Annotated in this window: 20 protein-coding genes and 1 pseudogene; 9 read left to right on the top strand and 12 right to left on the bottom strand. The window is 70.3% G+C overall.

Going from position 1 to position 18,730, the window contains the following annotated elements; translation table 11 throughout:
• Positions 1–57 precede the first annotated feature (57 nt).
• From BLV96_RS36935 to BLV96_RS36915, 5 genes are all read right to left on the bottom strand, one after another.
• Positions 58–2,520: an alpha-L-rhamnosidase-related protein gene (locus tag BLV96_RS36935; protein ID WP_086677215.1), complete on the bottom strand. Its 2,463-nt coding sequence runs from the start codon at positions 2,518–2,520 to the stop codon at positions 58–60.
• A 137-nt stretch (positions 2,521–2,657) separates the two neighbouring features.
• Positions 2,658–3,287: a MarC family protein gene (locus BLV96_RS36930; RefSeq protein WP_086677216.1), complete on the bottom strand. Its 630-nt coding sequence runs from the start codon at positions 3,285–3,287 to the stop codon at positions 2,658–2,660.
• A gap of 1 nt (position 3,288) precedes the next feature.
• Complete coding sequence (locus tag BLV96_RS36925) at positions 3,289–4,152, bottom strand: PHP domain-containing protein (protein ID WP_425266208.1); 864 nt, start codon at positions 4,150–4,152, stop codon at positions 3,289–3,291.
• Positions 4,153–4,199: 47 nt separating this feature from the next.
• On the bottom strand, positions 4,200–4,760 hold the full coding sequence (locus BLV96_RS36920; protein WP_086677218.1) for a PH domain-containing protein: 561 nt from the start codon (positions 4,758–4,760) through the stop codon (positions 4,200–4,202).
• 20 nt (positions 4,761–4,780) lie between these two features.
• The gene (locus tag BLV96_RS36915) at positions 4,781–4,945 is read right to left on the bottom strand and encodes a hypothetical protein (protein WP_167379843.1); all 165 of its coding nucleotides are present in this window, start codon (positions 4,943–4,945) and stop codon (positions 4,781–4,783) included.
• 196 nt (positions 4,946–5,141) lie between these two features.
• Here BLV96_RS36915 and BLV96_RS36910 point away from each other — a divergent pair, with 196 nt between their 5' ends.
• Complete coding sequence (locus BLV96_RS36910; RefSeq protein WP_086677220.1) at positions 5,142–5,555, top strand: NUDIX hydrolase; 414 nt, start codon at positions 5,142–5,144, stop codon at positions 5,553–5,555.
• Here BLV96_RS36910 and BLV96_RS36905 read toward each other — a convergent pair whose 3' ends face one another.
• Both BLV96_RS36905 and BLV96_RS36900 read right to left on the bottom strand, forming a co-directional pair.
• Positions 5,556–6,650 (bottom strand): DUF2332 domain-containing protein, encoded by a 1,095-nt coding sequence (locus BLV96_RS36905; protein ID WP_086677221.1) that lies wholly within the window; start codon positions 6,648–6,650, stop codon positions 5,556–5,558.
• 7 nt (positions 6,651–6,657) lie between these two features.
• Positions 6,658–7,161, bottom strand: coding sequence for a MaoC family dehydratase (locus BLV96_RS36900; RefSeq protein ID WP_043784350.1), 504 nt, complete (start codon positions 7,159–7,161; stop codon positions 6,658–6,660).
• A gap of 308 nt (positions 7,162–7,469) precedes the next feature.
• Between BLV96_RS36900 and corA the strand changes: the two genes are divergently transcribed.
• The 3 genes from corA to BLV96_RS36885 all read left to right on the top strand — a co-directional run bounded on the left by corA (position 7,470) and on the right by BLV96_RS36885 (position 10,212).
• Positions 7,470–8,552 carry a magnesium/cobalt transporter CorA gene (gene corA / locus BLV96_RS36895; RefSeq protein WP_086677222.1) on the top strand — a complete coding sequence of 361 codons (1,083 nt, stop codon included), beginning with the start codon at positions 7,470–7,472 and terminating at the stop codon, positions 8,550–8,552.
• 173 nt (positions 8,553–8,725) lie between these two features.
• Complete coding sequence (locus BLV96_RS36890; protein ID WP_086677223.1) at positions 8,726–9,376, top strand: metallophosphoesterase family protein; 651 nt, start codon at positions 8,726–8,728, stop codon at positions 9,374–9,376.
• Entirely contained in the window at positions 9,373–10,212 is an 840-nt protein-coding gene (locus tag BLV96_RS36885; RefSeq protein ID WP_091390066.1) for a ParB N-terminal domain-containing protein, read from the top strand. The genes BLV96_RS36890 and BLV96_RS36885 overlap by 4 nt, the downstream gene beginning before the upstream one ends.
• Here the strand turns inward: BLV96_RS36885 and BLV96_RS36880 are convergent.
• The 3 genes from BLV96_RS36880 to BLV96_RS36870 are packed head-to-tail and all read right to left on the bottom strand — an operon-like array spanning position 10,181 to position 12,996.
• Complete coding sequence (locus BLV96_RS36880; RefSeq protein ID WP_086676196.1) at positions 10,181–10,942, bottom strand: hypothetical protein; 762 nt, start codon at positions 10,940–10,942, stop codon at positions 10,181–10,183. The two genes, BLV96_RS36885 and BLV96_RS36880, sit on opposite strands and share 32 nt — an antisense overlap.
• Complete coding sequence (locus BLV96_RS36875; protein ID WP_086676198.1) at positions 10,942–11,436, bottom strand: SigE family RNA polymerase sigma factor; 495 nt, start codon at positions 11,434–11,436, stop codon at positions 10,942–10,944. Before BLV96_RS36875 ends, BLV96_RS36880 begins: the two co-directional genes overlap by 1 nt.
• Before the next feature lie 60 nt (positions 11,437–11,496).
• On the bottom strand, positions 11,497–12,996 hold the full coding sequence (locus BLV96_RS36870; protein WP_086676200.1) for an MFS transporter: 1,500 nt from the start codon (positions 12,994–12,996) through the stop codon (positions 11,497–11,499).
• Between the two features lie 119 nt (positions 12,997–13,115).
• On the opposite strand from BLV96_RS36870, the gene BLV96_RS36865 reads away from it, so the two are divergent.
• From BLV96_RS36865 to BLV96_RS50060, 3 genes are all read left to right on the top strand, one after another.
• A complete protein-coding gene (locus BLV96_RS36865; protein ID WP_086676202.1) occupies positions 13,116–13,781 on the top strand; it encodes a TetR/AcrR family transcriptional regulator in 666 nt (221 codons plus the stop codon).
• An 82-nt stretch (positions 13,782–13,863) separates the two neighbouring features.
• Positions 13,864–14,700 (top strand): helix-turn-helix domain-containing protein, encoded by an 837-nt coding sequence (locus tag BLV96_RS50065; RefSeq protein ID WP_167379857.1) that lies wholly within the window; start codon positions 13,864–13,866, stop codon positions 14,698–14,700.
• Positions 14,701–14,709: 9 nt separating this feature from the next.
• Complete coding sequence (locus BLV96_RS50060; protein ID WP_167379856.1) at positions 14,710–14,940, top strand: DUF397 domain-containing protein; 231 nt, start codon at positions 14,710–14,712, stop codon at positions 14,938–14,940.
• Here the strand turns inward: BLV96_RS50060 and BLV96_RS51340 are convergent.
• Complete coding sequence (locus BLV96_RS51340) at positions 14,933–16,744, bottom strand: HEAT repeat domain-containing protein (RefSeq protein ID WP_086676203.1); 1,812 nt, start codon at positions 16,742–16,744, stop codon at positions 14,933–14,935. The genes BLV96_RS50060 and BLV96_RS51340 overlap by 8 nt on opposite strands.
• A 40-nt stretch (positions 16,745–16,784) precedes the next feature.
• A complete protein-coding gene (locus tag BLV96_RS36850; RefSeq protein ID WP_086676205.1) occupies positions 16,785–16,979 on the bottom strand; it encodes a PspC domain-containing protein in 195 nt (64 codons plus the stop codon).
• A gap of 285 nt (positions 16,980–17,264) precedes the next feature.
• Between BLV96_RS36850 and BLV96_RS36845 the strand changes: the two genes are divergently transcribed.
• Both BLV96_RS36845 and BLV96_RS51580 read left to right on the top strand, forming a co-directional pair.
• Positions 17,265–18,128: a hypothetical protein gene (locus tag BLV96_RS36845; protein WP_086676207.1), complete on the top strand. Its 864-nt coding sequence runs from the start codon at positions 17,265–17,267 to the stop codon at positions 18,126–18,128.
• 62 nt (positions 18,129–18,190) lie between these two features.
• Positions 18,191–18,686, top strand: a pseudogene (locus tag BLV96_RS51580) (dihydrofolate reductase family protein).
• The last annotated feature ends 44 nt before the right edge of the window (positions 18,687–18,730 follow it).

Here is an 18,730-nt window from a genome sequence, read left to right as displayed (position 1 = left end):
TCCGTGAATGGCACATTCACGGACGCTAAGTCCCTCAATGTGCCATTTACGGACTTCCTACCGCACCACCAGGACCGTGTGGGTGCCGCCGGCGACCGTGAGCGGGCCCGCAGCGCGCAGCGGCCGCCCGTCCAGCAAGACCAGCCGGCCACCAGGGACCACCAGCGAACCCGAAGTCCCGCGAGGAGCCGAAACCGTCAGCGAGAACACCGAACCCTTCTGAGACCACGAAGCCGACAACGCACCCTTCGGCGTCGGCACCGCCCCTCGCGCCCACGAGACCGAACCCGGGTGCGGCGCGACGGTCCACGTCGCGAAGCCCGGCGAAGCGGGCGAGACGCCCAGCAGCTCGTTCGTCAACGCCGGCACCACACCCGTCGACCACCCGTGCGCCGCCGACGTGTACCCCTGCTCGTAGTGCGAACCGCCTTCACCGATGCCTTCCCACGCCGTGATGCCCGGGTCGTGCGAGGCCATCCAGCCGTACATCCGCTTGATCTGGTCAATCGCCGAGTCCGGCTGCCCGCTCCGGAACCGCGCCTGCAACTCGGGGAACGACGTGAACGCGTACACGCGCTTCGTGCCGTCGGAGACCAGCGTGTCGTTGTCCATGAACGGGTTCCCGTACGGCAACGCGCCCGCCGCGAGCCGCGCCAGCGCCGAAGTGGCCTGCGAAGGCGACGCGATCCCGGCCAGGATCGCCTGGCTGTTGCCGTCTTGGCCGTGCCGCACCGCGCCCGTCCCGGAGTCGAGGTACGCCCCCGCCGCCGGGTCCCACAAGTAGGCGTTCACCGCCGACGCCACGCCGGAAGCCCGCGCGAGCCACCGATCGGCGTCCGCCGGATGCCCGGTCGCCCGCGCCAGCCCGGCCGCACCCTGGAGCGCCCGGACGTACAACGCGTTGTAGTACGTCACTTCGCCCGTACGCGGCAGGAACGCGTAGTCGCCGTAGCCGCCGGTACCGTTGAGCCCCTTCGCGAGCAACCCGCGCGAATCGGTGACCGACGGGTACCACGAGTCGAGCGTCTTCACGAGGTTCGAGTAGTACGAAGCCGCGTACGCGGTGTCGCCCGTGTAGAGCACGTAGTCCCAGCTCGACGTCACCCACCAGAGCGGATAGTCGAACAGCGGCAACGTGTAGTTGTTGATCGACGCGGGCGGGATCCAGCCGTCGGCCCGCTGGTGGTCGGCCAGATCGGCGAGCACGTTGCGCGCCGCCGTGCCGTCCTGGTGCGTCAGGTACTCAGTCAGGCCGGAGACAGCGACATCGCCGACGTACGGGTCGCGGTCGCGCTTCGCGCCGTCGTGCAGCACCAGTTTCCCGTCCAGCGAAGGCGAAAACGCGCCGCGTGGGTCCACATCGGACTCCCGGAAGGTGTCCATGCCCAGCTCATTGGTGTACGAAGCCGCGTACCAGTACTTGTTCAGCTCGGAGTCCGACGACTCGAACCAGCCGCGGTAGGTGTCCGGCGTGCCGAGGAACGGCGTGAAGTCGAGCGAGACGCCGGTGATCCGCACCTCGCCGGACGGCTGCGTGAGCGGCGCGTCCGACGCGAGCGCGTCGAGGCTGATCCGCAGGTAGCGGAAGCCGCGCAGGCCGTCCGCGCACACCTGCGTCCTGGCCGCGCAGCCCTTCGTGTCCCGCCAGACGGTCGGGGTAGCGGGCACGGCGATCTGGTCGCTGCCCGGCCCGCCGGAGAAGTCCGAGCGCGAGAAGTCCGAGCGTTCGCCCAGGTACTGCTGGGTTTCCGAGGTCGACACCCGGATGCCGGGGTGGTTCGCCGACGCGCCCGCGAAGGAGATCTTCGGGTACCCGGCGACGACCTTGCCGAAGTCCACCACCGCGACCGGCACCGGCGGGTCGGCGACCACGCCGGGCCAGACCTCGGTGACGCGGCTGAACTCCCCCGAAGGCGTGTTCTGGTCCTTCGTGACGGTGATCCGGACCTGCGTGGTCGTCACCGCCCGGTCGAACGCGACCGCGCGCTGGACCGCGGTGTTGCCGGTGACCGTGGCCGCGACGCGCCACGCGCCCGCGTCCAGCACCTCGACGGTGTAGTCCTGCGGCACACCGTCCACACTGGACAGCAGCGTGACGCCGGGCAACGTGACCGGCGCGGCCGAGGTGATGGTCAGGACGTCCGGGTAGGCCCCGATCGTGTCGTCGTTCCAGAACGTCTCGGTGTTGCCGTCGACGGCGTTGCCGGGGTCGTAGGTCCGCGGCTGGCCGTTCCCGCCGTTGTTCGGGGCGTGGAACGACGACGCGGCCGCGGTCGTCCCCGCCGGCCAGGCCGGCTTCGGCGGCGGCGCCTGCCGCTTGAACGTCGTGACACCCCGTCCGAGCAGGCCGGCCGGGTTCGTGACGTCGCCACTGGTGGACAGCACCTTCACCGGCCGTACGTCCCGCGAAGCAGGCGCGACGACGTACTTCTGCCAGCTCGGCGCGGCGTCGGCGGGCGCGGCGACCACGCCGCTCGCCACCAGCACCGTGACCGGCAGGACTGCTCTGAGCCACTTCATCGAGGCCTCCACGGAAACATTTGCGGGGCGATTGAATCGTTTCAAGCGCTGAGCTGAGGTTCAGGCTGCGCGAGCGGTGCCAACGATGTCAACGAACGAGGGAGTTCCTGTCCGGCAGGACAACCCGAACGGCGGGGTCAGTTCCCGCCGGCGATGAAGCCGCGCACGGAGTTCGCGACGAGCTCGACGGCGATGGCCGCGAGCAGCAGGCCGGCCACCTTGGCCAGCAGCGTGATGCCGCTTTCCTTGATCAGCCGGATGACGACGCCGGAGTAGCGCATGCAGATGTAGATCACGAAGTGCGTCATGACGATCGCCAGCGCCAGCGCGATGTACGCGCCGATGTGGCCGTCGGCCTGGCGGACGAACACGATCGTCGCGGCGATCGCGCCGGGCCCGGCCAGCAGCGGCGTGCCGAGCGGGACGAGTGCGACGTTGACGTCCTCCGCGGCCGCCTCGGGTTCGTGGCCGCTGCCGGTGAGCAGCTGCAGCGCGATGAGCAGGAGCAGCAGGCCGCCGGCGCCCTGCAGCGCCGGGATGCCGATGCCGAGGTAGGCGAGGATCGCCTGGCCGGCGACCGCGAAGAGGCTGATGACCAGCAAAGACACCAGGACGGCCTGCCGCGCGGCGCGGGCGCGCACGGCCATCGGCTTGCGGCCGACCAGGCTCAGGAACACCGGCACGGTGCCGGGCGGGTCCATGATGACGACCAGGGTGATCGTCGCGCTCATGAAGAGCTTCGCGTCGAAGACGTCGGCGATCGCCATGTCAGCCCTTCACGACCTGGAACCCCGTCGCTCGGGAAACGAGCTCCTCGAGCTGCCCGGGGTCGGTGGTGCACTCGCCGAGGGCGATCGTCTTGTTGGTGCCGTGGTAGTCACTCGACCCGGTGACGAGCAGGCCGAGCTCGCCGGCCAGCGCGCGGGTGCGGGCCCGCGTCGGCGCGTCGTGGTTCGGGTGGTCGGCCTCGACGCCGGTGAGGCCGTGTTCGGCCAGGCCCGCGAGGGTGTCTTCACTGATCGTGGCACCGCGGCTGAAGGCGAAGGGGTGCGCGATGACCGTGACGCCGCCGGCCGCGCTGATCATGTCGATGGCTTCTTCGACCGGGGTGTCGCGGCGGGCGACGTAGTAGCCGCGGCGCGGGCTGAGGTAGTCGGCGAAGGCCTCGTCGACGGACTTGACCAAGCCGGCGCGGACCAGCGCCTGGGCGAGGTGCGGGCGTCCGGGCGGGGAGTCCTCGGGCAGCAGGCCGAAGATCTCGTCGGCGTCGATCGGCAGGCCGTCGGCGGCCATCCGCTCGGCCATCCGGCGCAGCCGCGTGCGGCGCTCGACGCGCAGCCGGGTCTGCTCGGTGACGACCGGCTCCGACGTCGGGTCGAAGAGGTACGCGAGCAGGTGGACGCTGATCTGGCGGCCGGTTTCGGGGTTGATCGACACCGTGGAGAGCTCGGCGCCGGGCACGAGGGTCAGCCCCGGCGGAATGGCCTCGGTGGCGGGCGCCCAGCCCGCGGTGGTGTCGTGGTCGGTGATGGCGACGACGTCGAGCCCGGCTCTCGCCGCCGCGGCGACGAGACCGGCCGGCGTGTCGGTGCCGTCGGAAGCGGTGGAATGGGCGTGCAGGTCGATGCGCATCGGGTCCATTGTCGACGATGCGCTGGGTCACACGCCCGGCGGGGACGTCAGCCGACCGGCTTCTTTCCGCGGGCCGCCCGCTGGGCCTTGATCATGGAGAAGCGTTCGGCCTGCTTCTGCTTGTCGCCGAAGACCAGCTCCGAGATCGTGTCGTAGAACTCTTCGGGCCGCGGCAGGTAGTCGATCCGGTTCAGCGCCTGGATCTGACCGGCCGACTCGACGACCATCGTGCCGTAGCCCATCATGCGCCCGGTGGCGGTGCGCACGTAGCTGAGGTCGGTGACCTTGCTGATCGGCATCATCAGCACCTTGGTGGTGAAGACGCCGGTGGTCATGACGAACCGCTTGTCGGTGACCACCAGCCGTTCGACCCACCACTCCATCACCTGGTAGGCGAACCGCAGCACGACGATCAGCGCCACGTACCAGAGGATGTTCTGGCCGATGTACAGCGCCGGTGGCAGCAGGTAGGACACCAGGACGCAGACGGCCAGCAGTGCGGCCGCCTCGAAGGTGTCCCACAGCAGCACCGCCCAGTGGCGGCGGATCCGGATGACCCGCCGCTCGGTGTCGAGGAGGTACTCGTCGGGGTCGCGTGGCGCGAACATGGTTCGAGGGTAGCCCCCGATCAGCCCTTGAACACGTTGCTGACGAAGGTGATCACCGATTCGGCCGAGCTGCGCAGGAAGTCGACGATGTTGCCGACAAGGCCCGCGGCCTGACCCGGCTGGGCAATGACGAAGAACAGCACCAACGCGATACCGGCGAGGCCCGCAATCTTCTTCACGTTCACCGCGATCAAATCCCGTCTCTTACGGTGACACCGGACAACAGCAAAAATCCTGACTTTTTACGTTGTACCGCACTGAACAGGCACAGGGGAGGTAAGTCCCGCGCTTGGGTCAGCACGCGGTCCGAAGTGTACCGTACGGCTACTCTCCGTGTACAGGACATCCGTTTTCAGTTCGGTCACGTCTACCCTTCGGGACATGAACGGCCCCACCAGCACCACGATCCGCTGCGTAGGCGGTATCGCCTTCGACGCTCACGGCCGACTGCTGCTCATCCGCCGCCGGAATGACCCCGGTTCGGGGCAGTGGTCGCTGCCGGGTGGCCGAGTCGAACCGGGCGAAACAGACAAAAAGGCTGTCATCAGGGAGCTTTTCGAGGAGACCGGGCTCGACGTGATTCCCGGCACACTGGTGGGGTCGGTGACCAGGGGCCCCTACGAAATCTTCGACTACGAGTGCGCGGTGGCCGGCGGGGTGCTCACGGCGGGTGACGACGCGACGGACGCGCGTTGGTCCGATGCGGCAGACCTGGAAGCCCTGGAAGCGGCGGGGGAGCTGGTGGATCTTCTGTACGTGACGCTGCGCGACTGGAAAGCGCTCCCCCGCGCCTGACTACAGCGGCAACCAGGTCATCCGCTGCCCGTGCGGCGCCGTCCGGGCCAAAGCGTGCGCCTCCGCCTTGCCGTTTTCCCACCGCACGACGCCCAACGTCGCCAGCCCGTCGGCCCCCGCGAGGTCCGAGCGGCCGGGCAGCACCGTCTCGAGGCCGGCCCCGTAGAACTCCTCCGAGACCCACCACACCGGTCGCGAAGCCGCCAGCGAAGCCAGCTCGGAAACGAACTCCGCACGCCGCTCAGGAGCGAAGTACGCCAGCGCGTGGCTCGTCACCACGACCAGCGGCCCCTCCAACGTGGCGGCCGCGGAGGCCAAGTCGGCGACCCCGTCGCCCTCGATCAGCCGGGGGCGGTGCTTCGCCTGCTCCGCCGCCGCCGTGCGCAGGAGCCGGATGCGGTCCGGCTGGTCGGCCCAGACGCACGCCTCCAGCCACGCCAGCTCGTCCTCGTCCGTCAGGTCCACCGGCGCGCGGTCCAGCCCCGCCCGGTCCAGCAGAGCGAGCTTCTTCGGCAGCTTCGGCGCCACCGCGCCCGGCGCCAGGTCCAGCGCGCAGTGCAGGCCGACCGCGGACTTCGCCGGGCCCGCCGTCAGCTGCTCGCCGCCGTCGCACTGGTAGCGGTAGCCGAAGCGGTCCAGCCCGAGCAGGAGCCCCGCGCTGCAGCCGACCTCCAGCAACGACACCTTGCCGCCCGCTTCGCGAGCCGCCCGCGCCACGCCCGGGTACAGCAGCGCCGCCCGGCGGACCTCGTTCGTCTGGGTGTACCGCGCCGAGATCAAGGCCCGGGCCTTCTCGGAACGCTCCAGCAGGAACGACCGGAACAGCGGCCAGGTCTCCGAGTCGACGCCGTCGAAGCCGCCCAGAGACGGGTAGTAGCGCGACAGCGGGTGGATCGGGTCGGCCTGGACCAGCCGGTGCGCGGTCGCCATCAGCAGCGTCGCCCGCACCTCGCCGTCCCGCGCCGACGTCAGCAGGCCCGCCACGTCGTCATCGGCGGCCGCCTGCAGCGCCAGGTGCTCGTACAGCGGCGACACCCCGCGCGCTTCGACTTCCGCGAACGTGCGCAGTACGCCCTTGATCCCGTCCAAGTCCATCAGAACCTCATTCGTGCGGAACCGGCCGGCCCGGCTGCTCCCCGCCCCGGGTCTCGCCGTACGAGCGCTTCGGGACCATCACCTTCCGCCGGAAGGTGCACACGATCAGGCCGTCCTGCTTGTACCCGCGCGTCTCGACGTACACGACGCCGCGGTCGTCCTTGGACTTCGACGGCGTCTTGTCCAGCACCTCGGTCTCGCCGTAGATGGTGTCGCCGTGGAACGTCGGCTTGACGTGCTTGAGGGACTCGACCTCGAGGTTCGCGATGGCCTTGCCGGAGACGTCGGGCACGGACATGCCCAGCAGCAGCGAGTAGACGTAGTTGCCGACCACGACGTTCTTGCCGAAGTCGGTGGTCTCCTCCGCGTAGTGCGCGTCGAGGTGCAGCGGATGGTGGTTCATGGTGAGCAGGCAGAACATGTGGTCGTCGTATTCGGTGACCGTTTTGCCCGGCCAGTGCTTGTAGACCGCACCGACCTCGAACTCCTCGTAGTACCGACCGAACTGCACTCGTCTCTCCTGTCCGCGTAACACCGCGTGAGCCTGGTACGACACGCATCCGTAGTGAGGAGTACCCTCAACCATTGGTTCTCGCGCGTCAACGCGAGCCCCACCACTCTCCACCCCGGCCCGAAGGAGGTGAGGAACCCCGATGAGTAGTGGCGATAGTCCGCTCCCTAGTAGTCCCAGCGTTCCCACCTCACGGGTCGTCTCCAGGTAGGCCTTTTCTTCCGGGGAACGCTGGTGTCGCCGGGCGGACGTGTTCCGCCCCTGGTCAGTCGTCTCGCACGACCAACGCACGACGCCCAGGAGATCCCATGCCTGCCATTCCCTCGCTCGGCGGCCTGCGCGGCCGCGGCAACAAGGGCGCCGTCCCCGTCCGTCCGGTTCCGGTGCCGCTGTCCGCGTACGTCGTGGACTGCGCGGTGTACGTCTCGGGTGAGCGCCTGTCCGGCCGCTGGACGCACATCGAAGCGATCAAAGAGGTCCGGAAGCGGCACGAGGGGTTCGTCTGGATCGGGCTGCACGAGCCCGACTCCGAGCAGATCCAGGGCATCGCGGAGACGTTCGGGCTGCACGAGCTGGCCGTCGAGGACGCGCTCGAGGCGCACCAGCGGCCGAAGCTGGAGCGCTACGACGACACGCTGTTCCTCGTGGTGAAGACCGTCCGGTACGTCGAACACGAATCACCCACCACGGCGAACGAAATCGTCGAGACCGGTGAACTCATGGTGTTCCTCGGGCGGGACTTCGTGATCACCGTCCGCCACGGGAACCACTCGGGCCTCGCGCGCCTGCGCCGTGAGCTGGACGACGACCCCGAGCGCCTGCAGCTGGGGCCGGCCGCGGTCGTGCACGCGATCGCCGACCACGTCGTCGACCACTACCTCGACGTCACGGGCCGGATCGAGAACGACATCGACGTCATGGAGGCGCAGGTCTTCGCGCCCCGCTCGCAGATCAGCGCCGAGCAGATCTACCTGATGAAGCGGGAGGTCCTCGAGCTGCGCCGGGCGGTGATGCCGCTGGCGACGCCGGTCCAGCGCCTGGCCGAGGGCTACACGCGGCTGGTGCCGGACGAGGTCCGCTCGTACTTCCGCGACGTCGCCGACCACCTCACGACCGTGTCCGAGCGGGTGGCGGCGTTCGACGAGCTGCTGTCCACCCTGGTCGACGCGACCGTCGCGAAGATCTCCCTGCAGCAGAACACCGACATGCGCAAGATCACGTCGTGGGCGGCGATCATCACCGTGCCGACGATGATCGCGGGCATCTACGGGATGAACTTCGACTACCTGCCCGAGCTGCACTGGAAGTTCGGGTACCCGCTGGTGATCACGGTCATCCTCGGGATCTGCCTGTTGCTGTACCGAATATTCCGGAAGAACGGCTGGCTCTAGGTCCCCCTCTTCCCCCATCGGAGTGTTCGCCATGTCCCGGATGCTGTCCAACCTCAAGTTCTGGGCGCTCGCGCTCAGCCTCGTGTGGATCTTCGTCATCACTTTCGTCATCGTCGCCGACCCCGGGTTCGCGCACGGGATGAAATAACGGCACGGCGTCCTATCCTGGGCGCATGCCGAAAGCGCTGGTCGTCTCCGACGAGGTCGACGAGCGGTTGTGGACCGACGCGGTCCGCACCGTCTCCGTCGACCTCGTCATCGGCGCCGGCGACCTCCCGTACGACTACCTCGCGTTCCTGGCCGGCGCGCTCGACGTGCCGTGCGTGTTCGTGCCCGGCAACCACGACCCCGACCTGAGTGGCTACACGCGTTACGGCGGGCTGTCCATGAAGGACGGTTTCCCGACGCCCTGGCCGGGGCCGGCGGGCGGCATCAACGCCGACGGCCGCGTCGTCGACGTCGCCGGCCTGCGCTTCGCCGGCCTCGGCGGTTCGATCCGCTACAACGACGGCCCGAACCAGTGGACCCAGCGCCAGCAGGCGCGCCGGGCCCGCGGCCTGGTGCGGCGGGCGAAGTGGCGGCGTCGTCGCGACGGCCGGGACGTCGACGTCCTGCTGACGCATTCGCCGCCGCTGGACCTCGGCGACCGGGCGGACCCGCCGCACCGCGGGTTCGCGTGCCTGCACCGCACGATCGACGTGCTGCGGCCGAAGTGGCTGCTGCACGGGCACATCCACCCCCACGGCGAGCCGGTGCCGGACCGGGTCGTCGGCCAAACCCGGATCCGCAACGTGGTGGGCCACCGGATCATGGAGTTCTCATGAAAGAGACGGGGTTTCCCCGCGCGGACGCGGAAAACGACTTCCTCCGCGCGCGCCGGGGCCAAGTGCTTTCGCGGCTTTCGACGTGGCTGCGTCGCGAGCCCGACGACGTCAACATCATGCTGCCGTTCCACGAGGTCGTGGAGGCGCTCGGGTACGCGGGCGAGCACCGCATCGGGCTGCGGGTGATCAAGCTCGACTCGATCGTCGGCACGGTCGACCGCAGCCGCGACTTCGACCGCCACTTCCGCCCGACCTCGGCCCGGGTACGCGAGCGCTGGGAGCGGCTGGCCCTGGCGGCCCGCCGCGGCGAGGAGATCCCGCCGATCGAGGTGTACCGGGTGGGCGAGCTGCACTTCATCATCGACGGCCACCACCGCGTTTCGGTCGCGATCGCGCAAGGACTGTCCACAATAGAGGCGTTCGTGACTGTGGTCCGGACCAAACTGGACCCGAGCGGCATCCGCCACCGCGGCGACCTGATCGTCAAGGACTATCGAAGGCTGTTCCTGGAGCGAGTACCGCTGACGGGGCACGCGCGGGCGTCGGTGATCGTGTCGGACCCGTGGGACTACGCGAAGCTGGGCGAGCACGTGGAGGCGTGGGGCTTCCGGCTGATGCAGGACGAGGGCAAGTTCTGCGACCGCGCGAGCGTGGCCCAGCGGTGGTTCGACGAGGAGTTCGTGCCGGTGGTGGGGATGCTGCGGCAGGCGGGGTTGATCGGGGACCGCACGGACGCCGAGGCGTACATGTGGGTGGCGGCGGAGCGGTACCGGCTGATCCGGACCCACCGCTGGGACGACGACGTCATCGAGACCCTCCGCTCCCGCCGGTCGTGAGCCCGGGGGTCAACGCCAGTGCCCGCACCTGGTCCAGCGTCAACGTCGGCTCCGGACGTTGCTTCGGCAACCGCACGTCCTTCTGCTCCAGCACCCCGCTGTCGGTCGACCAGAACTGGACCAGCGCGTCCGGCGCCGCCAGCGCCACGCGGTTCTTCACCGCGTCCCCGGTGCGCAGCGTCGACAGCCACAACCCGCCCTGGGGTGTCTGCTCCGATCGGCAGCTGATCTCGTCCACCTCGCCGCACGGGGGGCCGCTCGCGCCGCCCGGCAGGATCAGCACGTACACCGATCCCGAGCCGCGGGCGTCCGTCACCCGCACCCCCATGTGGAAGATCGCGTCCCGGGGCGCGGGGCCGATCTCGTCGGCGATCAGGTGGAACGGGTCGGCCGGCGGAGTCTCCCCCGCGATCGTCAACCGCGAAATCCCGGCGTCGGAAGGCAACAGCGCGCGCACCGCGTTGCCCACCAGGCAGCTCAGCCGGTCGACCAGCGCCGAGCGCGTGTCCACCGCGGTGGGACACGGCCGCGCCGCCACCGGAGCGCGACCCGGGAGCACCACCACCGCCAGTCCCAACGCCAGCACCACCACGATCACCGCCACCGCCCCCGTCAGCAGGTGCCGGCGGCGGGACAGGCGGGCCGCCGAAAGAACAGCTTCGCCGGTCAGGCCGAGCGGCGGTTCGCCTTCGGTCACGTACTCCGTCAAAGCGGTCCGGACGTCTTCCATCACCGCTCCTCGCTCGTCGGAAAAGGCAGGGCCGCGCGCAGGGCTTCGACCCCGCGGGCCGTCTGGGACTTGACCGTGCCTTCGGCGATGCCGAGCAGCGACGCGACCTCCGCCACCGGGAGGTCTTCGAGGAACCGGAGCACGACCATCGCGCGCTGCCGGGGCGTCAACCCGGACAGCGCGCGCTCCACGTCGAGGCGCAGGGGCGTGTCCCGGCCCGGCGGCGACTCCGTCTCCGGGACGACAGCCGTCACGTACTCGCGGCCGGACTTGCGCCGCCCGGCGAGGAAGAGGTTCAGCAGGATGCGGCGCGCGTACGCGTCGGCCGTGTCCGGGCGGACCCGGCGCCAGCGCCGGTACAGCTGCACGAACATGGCCTGGACCAGGTCCTCGGCCGCGTGCCAGTCGCCGCAGAACGCGAACGCGACCCGGCGGAACCGCTGCACCCGCGCGGCGAAGTACTCGCTGAAATCGGAGTCTCTCGACGCCCCCACCCGGCCCTCCTTCGCACGGTTTCAGTCTTACTAGTGCGCGGAGGGCCGGGAAGGTTCAACTCACATGTGGATGGCGCCGGGAGCGGCTTCGCCCTTCGGGACGCCCGGACGCAGCAGCAGACCGCTGAGCAGCGCGCCGGCCGCGAAGATCACCGCCGCCCACGTGAACGCCGTCGTGTAGCTCTCGATCGCCGCCTCGGCCGCCAGTTGCGGGGTCGGGACCTTGCCCGCGAGGTACGACGTCGCCGCGTTGCCGGCCAGCGTCGACAGCAGCGCCGTGCCGATCGAGCCGCCCACCTGCTGCATCGTGTTGACCGCCGCCGACGCGACCCCCGCGTCGTGCGCCTCGACGCCGAACGTCGCGACGCTCATCGCCGGCGCCATCGCCAGCCCGATGCCGAAGCCCATCACCAGCAGCGGGCCGAGGACGCCGGACGCGTACGTGCTCTCCAGACCGATGCCGCTCAGCCAGAACAGGCCGACCGCCGCGATCGCCATGCCGGTCGGGACCAGCGGACGCGGGCCGAAGCGCGGCAGCAGCACGGCTGTCGCCGTCGTCGCCGACAGCATCAGCGTCGCCACCATCGGCAGGAACCCGACGCCGCTCTGGATCGGCGTGAACTGCAGGTTCTGCTGCACGTAGAACGTCAGGAACAGGAAGATCGCGAACATGCCGATGGCCAGCAGGAACATCGCCAGGTACGAGCCGCCGCGGTTGCGGTCGAGCAGGACGCGCAGCGGGAGCAGCGGGTGTGAGACGCGCTGCTGCAGCCACACGAAGACGCCCAGCAACACGACACCGCCGGCCAGGAAGCCCCACACCGACGCCGACGACCACGAGTCCGACTCCGCGTTCGCGAAGCCGTAGACCAGCGCGAACAGACCGGCGGACGCGGTGATCGTGCCCGGCAGGTCGAGCTTCGGGCGCGGGCCGGCGTCGCGCTGGTTCTGCAGCAGGGCCGAGCTGCCCACGAACGCGACGACCGCGAAGATGATGTTCACGAACATGCACCAGCGCCAGTCGAGGTACTCGGTGAGCACGCCGCCGAGCAGCAGCCCGACCGCCGCGCCGCCACCGCCGATGGCGCCGAACACGCCGAACGCGCGGCCGCGTTCCTTCGGGTCGGTGAACGTCGTGGTGAGCAGCGAAAGCGTGGCGGGCGCGAGCAGCGCGCCGAAGACACCCTGGGCCGCGCGGGCGATCAGCAGCATCTCGATGTTGGTCGCGAAGCCACCGAGAGCGGACACCGCGGCGAAGCCGGCCAGGCCGACGAGCAGCGCGTTCTTGCGGCCGAAGAGGTCGGCGAGCCGGCCGCCGAGCAGCAGCAGGCTGCCGAACGCGAGCGCGTACGCCGTGACGACCCACTGCCGCGCGTCGTTCGAGAAGCCCAGGTCGACCTGCGCGGACGGCAGCGCGATGTTCACGACGGTCGCGTCCAGCACGACCATCAGCTGCGCGATGCCGATCATCACCAGGATCAGCCATCTGCGGCTGTGGTGCGGGTTCTCGGCGGCGCGCACGTCCCCCGGCGGCGCGACCTCGAGAGTGGATTCGGACATGGGTGTCCCCTCACTGGGAGTGATCAGGAGGCTATGTGGAGTAGGTATCTCCCCTTACGCGACCCAAGGTACACACAAACCGGAGATGGTGCCTCTACTTTGTGAGCTAGACTGACGGGATGACACGGGACGCAGGTCCCGCCGCACCGGCGCGGCCGCTGCGGCGCGACGCCGAGCTCAACCGCCGTCGCATCCTCGCGTCGGCTCGCGAAGTGTTCGGCCAGCGCGGGCTCGACGCAACGCTGGACGACATCGCCCACCACGCCGGCCTCGGCGTCGGCACGGTCTACCGCCGGTTCCCCAGCAAGGAACACCTGGTCGAGGCCATGTTCGCCGAGCGGATGGAAGAGATCGGCGATCTCGCCGTGGAAGCGCTGAAGGCGGCGGACCCGTGGCAGGCGTTCGTCGACTTCACCTGGAAAGCGGCCGAGATGCACTCCGCCGACCGCGGGCTGCGCGAGATCATGCTGTCCAACAAGTTCGGCCACGAGCACGTCGCCGAAGAGAAAGCCCGCATGGTGCCGTTGATCACACAGCTCGTCGAGCGGGCCCAGGCTTCCGGTGGCCTACGGGCGGATTTCGCCCCGTCGGACATGGCGCTCGTGCACATGATGGTCGGCTCGGTGGTCGAGTTCACGTGCGCGGTCGACCCGGACCTGTGGCGCCGCAGCCTCGGCATGCTCCTCGACGGGCTCCGCGCCGAGCCCGGCAAGCCCTCGGAACTGCCCCGCCCGCCGCTCGACGAGCAGGAGATCGACCGCGCGATGTCCTGCTGGCGCCCCTGATGGGGTGATCGGCGCGGGATCCCGGCGCCGACCTCCCGCCCGGACACTGCACCCCGCGCGATCATGGCGACGGGGAGGTGCGGTGGCGTACTACAGCGTTCCGGCGATCAGGCGGTTGCAGCTCGGGCGCGAGCTGAAGGCCTGGCGGGAGAAGGCCGGGCTGACGTTGGAACAGGCGGGCGGCGATCTCGACATTTCGAAAAGCACGCTTTCGCGGTTGGAGAAGGGGCAGGGCGCGATTCATCCGCTGCACGCCCGGGCGATGGCGGAGCTGTATCGGCTGCCCGAGGACGATCTCGTGCGGGTGGTCGATATCGCGCGGGAGGCGAAGCGGCCGAATCAGAACCGGATCGAGGGGGTGTCGGTCAACAGCTACCCGGCGTTGGAAGCGGAGGCGGTTTCGGTCCGCAACTTCGAGCTGGCATGGGTGCCCGGACTTCTGCAGACCGAGTCCTTCACACGAGCGCTCTACGCCGACAGCGGCACTCGCGAACGCAACCACAAGCTGCACGTGCGGATGCGCCGCTGTGAGCGGCTTCGGGCCGAGAACCCCCTGAAGCTGCACGCGATCGTCGATGAGACCGCCCTGGTGCGCCGGGTCGCCGAGCCGCACGTGCTCGTGGCGCAGATGCTGCACATTGTCGAGCTCTCCGAGCTCGATAATGTGCAGGTGCAGCTGCTGCCTGCCGATATCGGAGTGCATCCCGGTCTTCGCGGCGCGTTCTCGCTGCTGCGGTTCCCGGAGGACACGATCGGAGACCTCGGCTATGTCGATCACGCCGCGGGCAACCTGCAGTTGGTCAAGCCGACGCAAATCTCACAGCTGGCCAGGCGGTTCAGCACGCTTGCTAAGCTTGCGCTGAGCGAAAAAGAGTCCTGCGAGCTGCTTCTTCGGCTGGCGGACCAGCTGAGCGCATAGGGGTGAGCCGTGAAGGAAGCTTGGCGCAAGAGCAGCTACAGCCAGGGCGAGAACACCGCATGTGTCGAGGTGGCGTTCGCCTGGCGGAAGAGCAGCTACAGCGGCAACGAAAACACCGCTTGCGTCGAAGTCGCCTTCACCACACCGACCGTCGCGGTCCGTGACTCGAAGGATCCCTCCGGCCCGCACCTCACCGTCGCCCCCTCCTCCTGGCGCGGCTTCCTCCGCTCCCTCAACTAGCGCAGTTCGCCAGCGCCCGGGCCACGTCCCGGCGAAAGGCGTCGTCCTCCCTGAACAGGTCGCAGCCGTCCGAGCGGGAAAACCGGCCGTCGGTCGCCAGCAAGTCCCGCAGCGCCGGGGCGGCCGATGCCGGCAGCGGCCCCAGCTTCGCGAGCGAGCGCGCGGCGTCGGTCGTGTGCGCCTCGACCAGGTCGGGCTCCACACCCTCCAGCGCCCGCAGGAGCACCGGCAGCGCTTCTTCCACCACGCCCGTGACCTGGCCCAGCGCCGCCGCGATGGCCACCTCCGTCCGCTGGTCGTCCGCGTGGCACGCGCGCAGCACGTCCGCCAGGGGTGCGCCCTTCTCCCCCAGGGCCGCCGCCCACCCGACCGCCGACGTTTCGCCCGCCTCGAGCGCGCTCTCCAGCAGTTCCACCGCCAACCCCGGGTCACCGCCGAGGCGGGCGCAGGCCGTCGCCGCCGCCACACGCGTGCGCCATGGCCTCCTGCGGCCCTTCGCGACCTTCTTCAGCTCCGGGACCGCCGCCGAACCGCCGATGTCCGCGAGCGTGTCCGCGCACCACTCCACGGTGTGCGGGTCGTCGTCGCGGAGCAGGCGCGTCAGGTGCGGGGCCGCCGGCGCGCCCGCCGGGCCCCACTCCCGCAACAACCTGGTCAACGGCCACACCGTGTGCCGGTGGGCGCCGGGGTGCAGCACCTGGCCCACCCACGGCAAAAAGTCAGGCGCGAACTCCGGGGCGTCCATCAGCATCTGGTGCGCCCCGGGCGCCCGGAACGGGCTCCAGTTCCCCCGTCCGCGGCCGCCGACACCACCCGTCATCAGCACGTGCTCGCGCGTGCGGAACCGCGCGAGCAGCGGCTCGACGCACCGGGCGTCCTTCAGCCGCAGCAACGCCCACAGCGCGTAGTCGCGGGCCTGTGGGTCGTCCGCGAGCGCGAACAGCTGGTCGGCGTACGCCGCCGACGCCGGCGCCACGCCCCCGAGCACCGCGGCCGCCGCGCCGCGCTCCGGCGTGTCCAGCAACGCGCCGACCAGCGGGAGCAGCCCCTCGACGGCCGACCGCCGGTCCGCGATCTCGCCCAGCACGACGCGCATCGCCGCCGCATGCCGGTTCGGACGCGCGGCCAGGGCGACCAGGAGGTCCTCGCGCGGTCCGGGAGCCAGCCGCCCGGCGGCCCAGCGGACCGGGGCCGGCCGCTCGTGGCCGTGCAGGCCCGCGAACGCCGTCATGTCCCGGCTCAGCAGGCCGGCGAGCCGCTCGACCGGCGCCACGCCGGTGATCCGGGCGGCCGTGGTCAGGGCCGCGGCGTGAATCGCGTCGGTCTCGTCGCGCTCGGCCAGCCACGGCAGCACGTCCTCGCCGCCCAGCTCCCCGACCGCGATCACGAAACCCAGCCGGACCGCTTCGGACGTCTCCTCCGGCCAGCGGTCCAGCAGCGCGGCCAGCACCGCCGGGTCCGGGTGTTCGCCCAGGACCAGCACCGCGGCCCGCCGCACGTCGGCGTCGTCGTCTTCCACCAGGGCGAGCAGCCGCGGCACGACGGCCGGCCACGCCGCCCGCCACCCCTCGTCCGACACCGCACGGGCCCGGTGGGCGAGGTCGTGGACGATCTCGGCCACGTCGGCCCGCTCCGGCGAGTCCGGGTGCTCGAGGTAGGTCAGCAGCGCGGGCAGCGCCTCGGCCGCGTCCGCGTTCCAGCCCGACGGGGGCACGAGCGTGTCCGACAGCTGCTCGTAAGCCTCGCTGAACGAGTCCCCGGACAGGTCACGGAGCATCAGGCTCCAGTGGTCATCCCAGGCCATCGGCGCAGCGTAGCGATCTTTTCGTTGCGCACCAACGGCTTTACTCGGACGGGATGACCGCCCACAGGATCAGGTACGCCACGAACTGCGGCCCGGGCAGCAGGCACGACAGCACGGCCAGCAGCCGCACGGTGCCGGTCTTCATGCCCCACCGCTGGGCGAGACCCGCGCACACCCCGCCGATCATGCGGCCGTAGCGGGGGCGGGACAGCCGTCGAGTGACCGGTGCGCTCATCGTTTTTCCCTTTCCTCGAACTTCCGATATCTCCACTTCACCACCGGAGTACCCGCTTCCGCATCGCCCGCGGGAAGGATCGCTCCCTTAGGGGACGGCAAATGCGAAAAACGTTCGGACGACCGCGCGAAACCCGGGAAATCGGGCCGTACTCCGATGACCTGCGCGTTCTCCGGCCAATGCTGGGAAAATACTGAGAGATGTCCCCGTCAGGGCTGGTTTTTCCGGCCGATGTGGCGATACTTGCACACCGTGTACCCGCGTCTGAACCCCTTGGTTGCCGTCATGCTCTGCGCCCTCTTCGCCGCCGGGTGCGCGAGCACCCAGGCCGCGCCGGAGCAGACGTCCGGGCCGACGCCGCTCACCGCGTCCGCCGCGCTCGGGGACTACGCCACCGTCGACTACTGCAGCCTGCTCGACGTGCCCGCCGTCGCACCCGGCGCCGTCGAGACGCCGACGTTCGAGACCTGCCGGGCCGATGCCGCCGGGCGCACGATCCTCGTCGGCCCGCTGGCCTTCGACTCCGACCCCAACATCCGGCCCTACCCCTATCCCGGGCCGGTTCCGGACGGCGTCGCGGTGCAGCAGTCGATGTTCAACGACCGCAGCGCGTGCACCCGCGCGATCACCTTCGCCGACGGCAACCGGCTCGACCTGTCGGTCACCGACGCCGGCGACGACCAGGCCTCGCGCTGCGGAATCGCCGACGCGGCGGTCGGCTCGGCGCTGACCGCGATCACCGCGGGCAAGGTCGGCCGGCTGACGTTCCCGGACCGCTCGTGGGGCCAGGTCGCCCCCTGCGTCCTGCTCGACCAGCCCGACCTCGAAGCGGTCGCGGGGCGGGGCAGCCGGCCGGCGACGGGCCTGTCCGGCCACAGCTGCATCCGCGGCAAGGTGGGCTTCAAGCTGACGGTGCAGACGGACGAGCCGTCGGCCCCGTCCGAGACGCTCGGCGGGCGGCCGGCGGTCGTCCGGCCGGCGGGCGCGTTCTGCCTGGTGGACACGACGCAGCCGGCGCAGGGCCTGCCGGGCCGCCGCGAGCTGGCGGAGCTCAGCGTGGTGGAGACGGCGGGCACGGCGGGCGACGGAACGTGCGCCCAGGCCCGCACCGCGGCGAACACGATCTTCCCGCTGCTCCCGACGCCGTAGGATCACGGCCAGCCGGTTCGTAGCCCAGGTGAGAACACCCCCTGAGCCGGAACGGAGTCACCATGACCGCGACCTACACCTTCGACGTCTTCGGCTACTGGGGCAAGCAGGGCCCCGAACTGCTCGCCCACCGCCTCGAGCAGTACCGCGAAGACCAGCGGATGGTCTTCGGTGCCAAGACTTTCCGGGTGAACAGCGAGATGCTCGCCGGCGACGACGAAGCGTTCGACCCGTGGGTCCGCCGACTGCGGGCGCTGCCGGCCACGGTCGTCTCGAACACCCTGCGCGGCCCGCTGGGCTGGCCGGACGCGACCGTCGTGAGCGTGCCGCCGTGGACGTCGTCGCGCGGCTCAAGGAAGAGTCCGACGTGCCGTTGCGCTGCTGGCCGCCGGGCTCGTCGACCGCGTCCAGGTGACACTGTTCCCGGTGCTCACCGGCAAGACCGGCGCCGCACCGGTCTTCGCGGGTGCGGAGGACTTCGACCTCGAGCTGCTGGAGACCCGCACGCTCGACGGCCACATCCAGGAGCTCGTCTACCGCCCCACCCGCCACCCCTGACCGGGTCGTGGGTGTTCGGGGCGGTTCCCACCGCCCCGAACACC

The sequence above is a fragment of the Amycolatopsis pretoriensis genome (genome assembly GCF_900107925.1).
Classification (GTDB): Bacteria; Actinomycetota; Actinomycetes; order Mycobacteriales; family Pseudonocardiaceae; genus Amycolatopsis; species Amycolatopsis pretoriensis.
This window is presented reverse-complemented; position numbering and strand designations above follow the sequence as displayed.

Bases quoted from the DNA above. Each gene is read 5' to 3' on its own strand.
- BLV96_RS36935 (WP_086677215.1), bottom strand. From the start codon at position 2,520: ATGAAGTGGCTCAGAGCAGTCCTGCCGGTCACGGTGCTGGTGGCGAGC.
- BLV96_RS36930 (WP_086677216.1), bottom strand. From the start codon at position 3,287: ATGGCGATCGCCGACGTCTTCGACGCGAAGCTCTTCATGAGCGCGACG.
- BLV96_RS36925 (WP_425266208.1), bottom strand. From the start codon at position 4,152: ATGCGCATCGACCTGCACGCCCATTCCACCGCTTCCGACGGCACCGAC.
- BLV96_RS36920 (WP_086677218.1), bottom strand. From the start codon at position 4,760: ATGTTCGCGCCACGCGACCCCGACGAGTACCTCCTCGACACCGAGCGG.
- BLV96_RS36910 (WP_086677220.1), top strand. From the start codon at position 5,142: ATGAACGGCCCCACCAGCACCACGATCCGCTGCGTAGGCGGTATCGCC.
- BLV96_RS36905 (WP_086677221.1), bottom strand. From the start codon at position 6,650: ATGGACTTGGACGGGATCAAGGGCGTACTGCGCACGTTCGCGGAAGTC.
- corA (WP_086677222.1), top strand. From the start codon at position 7,470: ATGCCTGCCATTCCCTCGCTCGGCGGCCTGCGCGGCCGCGGCAACAAG.
- BLV96_RS36890 (WP_086677223.1), top strand. From the start codon at position 8,726: ATGCCGAAAGCGCTGGTCGTCTCCGACGAGGTCGACGAGCGGTTGTGG.
- BLV96_RS36885 (WP_091390066.1), top strand. From the start codon at position 9,373: ATGAAAGAGACGGGGTTTCCCCGCGCGGACGCGGAAAACGACTTCCTC.
- BLV96_RS36880 (WP_086676196.1), bottom strand. From the start codon at position 10,942: ATGGAAGACGTCCGGACCGCTTTGACGGAGTACGTGACCGAAGGCGAA.
- BLV96_RS36870 (WP_086676200.1), bottom strand. From the start codon at position 12,996: ATGTCCGAATCCACTCTCGAGGTCGCGCCGCCGGGGGACGTGCGCGCC.
- BLV96_RS36865 (WP_086676202.1), top strand. From the start codon at position 13,116: ATGACACGGGACGCAGGTCCCGCCGCACCGGCGCGGCCGCTGCGGCGC.
- BLV96_RS51340 (WP_086676203.1), bottom strand. From the start codon at position 16,744: ATGGCCTGGGATGACCACTGGAGCCTGATGCTCCGTGACCTGTCCGGG.
- BLV96_RS36850 (WP_086676205.1), bottom strand. From the start codon at position 16,979: ATGAGCGCACCGGTCACTCGACGGCTGTCCCGCCCCCGCTACGGCCGC.
- BLV96_RS36845 (WP_086676207.1), top strand. From the start codon at position 17,265: ATGCTCTGCGCCCTCTTCGCCGCCGGGTGCGCGAGCACCCAGGCCGCG.